Genomic DNA, 6,159 nt, shown 5'->3' with positions numbered 1-6,159 from the left:
GACGGCGCGCGCCGTCAGCGCCATGAAAGTCAGTGACGGATTGACGCAGGAAATCGATGCCATCTGAGCACCGTCGGTGACGAAAAGGTTGGAGGCGTCATGGGCCTGGCTCCATTTGTTGAGCACGGACGCGCGGGGATCGTCGCCCATCCGCGCGCCGCCCATCTCGTGGATGGCGTCGCCCGGCACGTGCTCCCTCACCTTGCTCTCGACGTTCTTGAGCCCGGCCGCACGCAGCATCTTTTCGCCCTGCTCGCGGGCATCTGCCATCATGCGCAGCTCGTTGTCACGGAAGGTGACATCGAACCGCATCAGCGGAAGGCCGAAACGGTCCGCCTTGTCCGGGTTCAGGGAAACGCGGTTATCCTCGTAAGGGAGGCATTCGCCGAAAGCGCCCATCTGGAATTTCCAGCCGCCGTAACGACGCATGCCCTCCTTCATCGATGCGCCGAAGCCGACCGGTTTCGAAGGCTCGCGATAGGCGCCGCCCTGATATCCATAGCCGCGCCGGAAACCGAGATCTTCGTCCTTGCCGTTGTTGCGGAAACGCGGAACGTAGATCGCGCCAGGGCGGCGGCCATATTCGATGAATTCCTCCATGCCGGGGATATCGCCCTTCACGCCGACGCGGAAGATATGGTCCATCACATAGCGGCCCAGCGTGCCGCTGGTATCGAAGTGGCTTCGCTCGCGGCCCTCGGCGCGCGAGTTCATGAGGATCTGCACCGAGCCAAGCGTGGAGGCATTCAGAAAGACGACCCTGGCGCGCACGACTTCCGCCTGCCCGGTCTTGGCATCGATGAAGCGAACGCCGGTCACCTTTTTCGTGGCCGGATCGTATTCGAGATTGGTGACGACCGCGTCGCTCCGCAGCTCCAGGCGTCCCGTCGCACGCGCCGCCGGCAGAGTGACCGCCTGCGTCGAGAAATAGGCCCCGAAAGAGCATCCGTTGCCGCACTGGTTGCGCACCTGGCACTTGGAGCGGTTCTGTTCCGGCTTGTCCTCGGTCAGGTTGGACAGGCGGGCATTGATCATCTTGCGGCCGGGGAAGGCGGTTTCCAGCTTCCCCTTCATCCATTCCTCGGCGATGTTCATCGGCATCGGCGGCTGGAATTCGCTGTCCGGCAGATAATCGAGGTTCTCGCGCGATCCCGATACGCCGATATACTTCTCGACATAGCTGTACCAGGGCACCAGATCGTCATAGCCGATCGGCCACTCGCCGCCGATGCCCTCGCGCTTGTTCGCCTCGAAATCGGCGGCGCTCCAGCGAAAGCTCCAGCGTCCCCAGATCAGCGACTTGCCGCCGACCGCCGCCGGACGAATCCAGTAGAACTTGCTGCCACCCTCGTAATCGTAGGGGTTCAACCGGTCGTTGTTGTAGAAAGCCTGGTTGCTGGGCGCGACATAGCCGTGCTGGGCGATGAAGTAGTCGCTTTCCTTCAGCCCGTCCGGCATGATGTTGCGGGCGGGCACTTCGTAGGCGGGCTTGCCGTCATAGGTGTAGCCCTCGCCATGCTCGACCATGTGCCCGCGATCGAGCATCAGCACGCGCAGACCCTTTTCGGTCAGTTCCTTGGCGGCCCAGCCTCCGCTGATGCCCGAGCCGATGACGATCGCATCGAACCTGTCCGTGGAAGCCATGGTGTTATCTCCCGTTCGATGGTCAGAAGCGCAGGGCGCTGAGCGTTTCGAAGCTCTTGGTGATGTCGGGCAGGTAAGGCGCCGGCGACTGGTCGTTCTCGACATAGAAGTGCCGCACCCCGGCCAGACCGTTGAGCTTGAAGATGGAGGCGAAGTCGATCGTCCCGGCGCCCACGGACGTCATGCTGCGATCGGCTTTCATGTCCTTGACGTGATAGGCGTAGATGCGCCCGGCCAGGCTGCGGATCAGGGCCTGGGGATCCTGCCCGGCATGGATCGCCCAGTAGAGATCGAGTTCGATCTTCACGAGCGCCGGGTTGCAGGCCTTCACCAGACGGTCGAACAGGCTGACACCATCCGGCTTCACCGTGAACTCGAAGTCGTGGTTATGGTAGGCGAAGCCCAGTCCTGCTGCCTTCAACTGCTCTCCGAAGCGGTTGATATTGACGAGTGCGGCATCCCATGCCGCCGCGTTGCGATACTTGTCCACCATATAGGGCAGCACGACCGTCTCCGCGCCCAGCGTCTTGGCCATGGCCACGCTGGCGTCGAATTTGTCCAGCAGCGCGTCGTAGCCGACATGGATGGATGGCGCCTTCAGGCCCAACCGGTCCATCGTCTTGCGCAGCAGGGCATGGTCCATGGTATCGTAGCCGCCGCCGCCGAATTCGACTTCCCGGTAGCCGACTTTCGCGACCTTTTCGAGCGTCGCTACCGGATCGGCCGAGAACAGTTCACGCACCGTATAGAGTTGCAGGCCAATGCTGCGGATCTGCGCGGCACGGGCGATACCGGCGAGGAAAGGCTGCGACGCCAGCGCGGCGACGCCGCCAGCGCCCAACATCAGGGAACGACGATTTACGATCATGCCGAATAGACCTTGTTGACCTGGGAATAGGGAAAGGCGCCGTTGTATTCGCCTGGGACGGGCAAGTATTCGCGCTCTTGCGTGATGCCGATCTCGGAGGTGTAGTACCCCACCACGACCATCTGCCGGAACGCCTTGAAGAACTCCTCTCCATCGGGAAGTTCATCGTTCATCGCCAAGGTCAGCAGGGCGTCCTGCTGCTCGGGCTTGGCCTTTACGGCCGGAAGTCGATAGTCCTGCCAGCTGCGCGCATCGATTTCCGCCAGACCGGACAGGATCGGCTCGCGATCTTCGGCCACGGCCCAGTCGGCGAGCAGCTTCTCGACGTACATCGGCACACCCGCCGCGATCGCGCCGGGAGTGTCGGTGGTCGGGATGATCCTCTCGCACAGCACCGTCATCAGCGCGCGCTGATAGGGCGTGAAGACCTGGAGGCTGGGAACGCCCTGGTCGATCACCGGGATGGCGCCTGCGGGTGCGAGCCCCGCGGCACGGGCGAGCGGGGCGAATACCTGGGCGCCGAACAGGGCAACCATGCCCGCAAGCGCGTTTCTGCGATCCATTATCGTGCTCCCCCCTTGAGATCCTGAGCGATAGCCTCTTCCGGTAACGGACGAACCCAGATGTTGCGGAAGGACACCGGCGAATCGTGGTCCTGCAACTGGATCGGCGCCTTGTCGCCATGCGCCTGATACTGGGCGACCTTGCGCCAGGCGGTGGTGCCCAGCATGGCCTGATGGTTCTGCACCAGCACCCCGTTCAGCAGCGCCGTGACATAGGCCGGGCGAAGCAGCCCCCCGTTCGCATCGAAGCGCGGACGTTCGAAGATGATATCGTAGCTCTGCCATTCCCCCGGCGGGCGCGAGGGATTAACGAGCGGCGGCTTCCAGGCATAGACCGCGCCCACCGTGCCGTCGGCATAAGTCGCGTTCTGGTAGCTGTCGAGAATCTGGACCTCGTAGCGCTGCATAAACCAGATCCCGCTGTTTCCGCGGTCCTGGGACGTCTTTGCCGGCGGATTGGGTGAGCGGAACTCCAGATGCAGTTGGACGTCGCCGAACTCCTGCTTCGAGATCAGGTTGTTCTCGCCGCCGCTTTGCGCTCGGGAGGGGACGGTCATGACGCCGTTCTCCACCGTCCACGGGCCGCGTTCGCCGCGCCATGCGTCGAGCGAAGTGCCGGAGAACAGCACCACGGCATCGGATGGCGCGCCACCGGAAGCAGGTGCCGGGGTGACCACCGCCGGCGCGGGGCGGTCGGGGTCATGCACATGCCATTGACCGCCCGGCAGCATAGGCGTGTCCTTGAAGCCTGGCTTGTCCTGTGCTTCCAGCAGCGTGCAGCCGACGATACCGCTCGCCAGCACCATGCCGATAGGGATGTACTTCATCCTCTGCTTCCCTTCTTCAGGTTCTGTCGATGGTCCGATAGGCAGCGATCAATCGTTCCTCGCCCTCGCGGCCCGAAAGCGAATTGCCGTGCTCCATGCCGATCACGCCGGTGTAGTTGCGGCCACGTAGCCAGCGCACGATATTGGCATAGTTGATTTCGCCGGTGCCGGGTTCCTTGCGGCCGGGGTTATCGCCGAACTGGATGTAGCCGACCTCCGACCAACAGGCTTCGAGCGTCGGGATCAGGTTTCCGGACTGGATCTGCTCATGGTACAGATCCGCCAGGATCTTCACGCCCGAACTGTCGGCACCGCGCGCGACCGCATAACCCTGGGCGATCGACTGCATGAACACGCCAGGGTGGTTGGTCCGGGTGTTGAGCGGCTCCATCACCAGCGCAAGGCCATGCGGCGCAACGATGTCTCCGGCGCGGCGCATGCAGTCTATGATGCGCCCGGTCTGGATCGCTTCCGGCACCTTCCGGTCCATGAAGCCGGTGACCACCGTCATATGCGTGGCATTCAGCCGCTTCGCGACTTCGATCGAGCTACGGATATCGGCCAGGAAGGCGTCCCGGTCGGCATCGTCGTTGCTGCCCAGGACCGGCCGGAAGTCGGCCCACTTCGGCATGCTAGCGACGAAGACGCCCATGGTCATGTTCCGCTGCGACAAGGCGCGGGCCATGGCTTCCTGCTCTGCGACCGTCCGCTTGCGCGCTTCGTTGTCCTCCCAGGCGCGAAAGCCCTGATCGGCAGCGAAAGCGATCTGTTCGAGCAACCCGCCCCGGCTGGCGAAGCTTCCCTCGTGCGGGGCATAGCCGAGCGAGAAGTGCGCGGCGTTGGAACCGCCTCCACCGCCGACCTTTCGGGCAGCCGCCGACAGGGCCGGGGCAGCGGCGGCGGCAAGGCCGGTGGCGATCATGGAGCGTCGTGTCAGGCTCATGCCGCGCCCTCCGCCATGCGGGCGGTTCGGCGGCCGGAGCGCCTTTCGGCCAGCCAGATGGCGCCGAATACCAGAAGCAGCGTCAGCGGCACGAACGCCAGGCGGGCGAAGGATTGCGACGCGGCGGCATCTTCCACGGCGCGTAGCGCGGCGCCGCTCAGGCGGGTGAAGGCTTCGGGTCCGCCGGCGATCTCCACTTTCGCCTCGTCGAACATCTCGCCCAAACGCGGCAGCACGAAGAAGCTGGCCAGTGCACCGGCCGATCCAACCAGCCCCAGCGCCCAGGAATCACCGCGCGGATAGCGTTCGGCAACGGAAGCCAGCATCGTCGGCCACATCGCGCAGACGCCGAGCCCCCATACGGTCGAAGCAAGGATCGCGGAAACCGGCGACTGGGCCTGCGACAGGAGGAACAGGCCGATCGCCGCCAGCAGACTGGACACCCAGAGCAGCCCCGGATTGGAGAGGCGTCCGGCAATCCTTCCGGCGAAATGGCGGAACACGAACATCAGCGCGCTGACGTAGACCAGCAGCAGAATACCGCGCATCCCGACCCGATTGCTGAGAGCGACGTCGATCCACTGACCCGGCGCCAGCTCCGACGAAGCGGTGAGGAACATCGCCCCGAACCAGACGAAGAAGCTGGGACGGCGCACCACTTCCAGCATCATGTCCTTCGTCGTCCGATCCCCGGTGGCGGCGGGGGGCTCGGGGAACCGGGTCGTCGCGCCGATCAGAATGACGCCGAGGGCGGGCAGGAACACCAGCGCCATGATCGCCTGCCAGGGCATCAGCGGCGCCAGGAACACACCGGCCAGACCGCCGACGATAAGCCCGCCGGGATACCAGGCATGGAGGACATTCAAACGGTGCGTCGTGTCTTCGGGATAGAGCCGGGCGGTCAGCGGATTGATCGAGGCCTCGGCAAAGCCCCAGCCGATCCCGCTCAGCAGCATGCCCAGCCAGACCACATGGTAGACCGCCATGCCGGTTGCAAACAGCCCGGCCGTGACGATCAGGGTCGTTCCGATCAGGAACGCCACGCCGCAGCCGATCAGCACCCGGCGGATGCCGATCCGGTCCAGCACGGCGCTGACCACGAAGACGGTGATCGAAAAGCCCAGGAACGCCGACCCCAGCGCCGCGCCGATCATCTCGCCCGCCGCGATCGGCGCGATGGGATCGATCCATTCCGCCTTGAGGCTGCTTGCGACTGCGGCACGCAGGGATGCGCTCATGGACGCGGTGAAGAGCGCCAGAACGCTCAGCCAGAATAGTCTTTGCCGGTTTACGCCCGTCATGTCCGATCCTCTT

6 protein-coding genes are annotated in these 6,159 nt (G+C 64.4%); all 6 read right to left on the bottom strand.

Going from position 1 to position 6,159, the window contains the following annotated elements:
- Positions 1-1,644: GMC oxidoreductase (locus ACI3K3_RS12560; protein ID WP_404914113.1), on the bottom strand; the 1,644-nt coding region annotated here is incomplete at its 3' end.
- A 22-nt stretch (positions 1,645-1,666) separates the two neighbouring features.
- The gene (locus ACI3K3_RS12555) at positions 1,667-2,512 is read right to left on the bottom strand and encodes a sugar phosphate isomerase/epimerase family protein (protein ID WP_404914111.1); all 846 of its coding nucleotides are present in this window, start codon (positions 2,510-2,512) and stop codon (positions 1,667-1,669) included.
- The gene (locus tag ACI3K3_RS12550) at positions 2,509-3,078 is read right to left on the bottom strand and encodes a gluconate 2-dehydrogenase subunit 3 family protein (protein ID WP_404914117.1); all 570 of its coding nucleotides are present in this window, start codon (positions 3,076-3,078) and stop codon (positions 2,509-2,511) included. Before ACI3K3_RS12550 ends, ACI3K3_RS12555 begins: the two co-directional genes overlap by 4 nt.
- Positions 3,075-3,902, bottom strand: a complete 828-nt coding sequence (locus ACI3K3_RS12545; RefSeq protein ID WP_404914109.1) for a DUF1080 domain-containing protein — start codon at positions 3,900-3,902, stop codon at positions 3,075-3,077. Before ACI3K3_RS12545 ends, ACI3K3_RS12550 begins: the two co-directional genes overlap by 4 nt.
- Positions 3,903-3,918: 16 nt before the next feature.
- Entirely contained in the window at positions 3,919-4,845 is a 927-nt protein-coding gene (locus tag ACI3K3_RS12540; protein WP_404914107.1) for a hydroxypyruvate isomerase family protein, read from the bottom strand.
- Positions 4,842-6,146, bottom strand: a complete 1,305-nt coding sequence (locus ACI3K3_RS12535) for an MFS transporter (RefSeq protein ID WP_404914105.1) — start codon at positions 6,144-6,146, stop codon at positions 4,842-4,844. Before ACI3K3_RS12535 ends, ACI3K3_RS12540 begins: the two co-directional genes overlap by 4 nt.
- Positions 6,147-6,159 lie beyond the last annotated feature (13 nt).

The organism is Novosphingobium sp. ZW T3_23, from assembly GCF_044987305.1.
In the GTDB taxonomy this organism is placed as follows: Bacteria; Pseudomonadota; Alphaproteobacteria; order Sphingomonadales; family Sphingomonadaceae; genus Novosphingobium.
The sequence above is the reverse complement of the archived record's forward strand: the minus strand, read 5'-3'. Positions and strand labels throughout refer to the sequence as shown.

Excerpts from the sequence above, each read along its gene's own strand:
- ACI3K3_RS12535 (WP_404914105.1), bottom strand. The coding sequence starts at position 6,146 with ATGACGGGCGTAAACCGGCAAAGACTATTCTGGCTGAGCGTTCTGGCG.
- ACI3K3_RS12540 (WP_404914107.1), bottom strand. The coding sequence starts at position 4,845 with ATGAGCCTGACACGACGCTCCATGATCGCCACCGGCCTTGCCGCCGCC.
- ACI3K3_RS12555 (WP_404914111.1), bottom strand. The coding sequence starts at position 2,512 with ATGATCGTAAATCGTCGTTCCCTGATGTTGGGCGCTGGCGGCGTCGCC.
- ACI3K3_RS12545 (WP_404914109.1), bottom strand. The coding sequence starts at position 3,902 with ATGAAGTACATCCCTATCGGCATGGTGCTGGCGAGCGGTATCGTCGGC.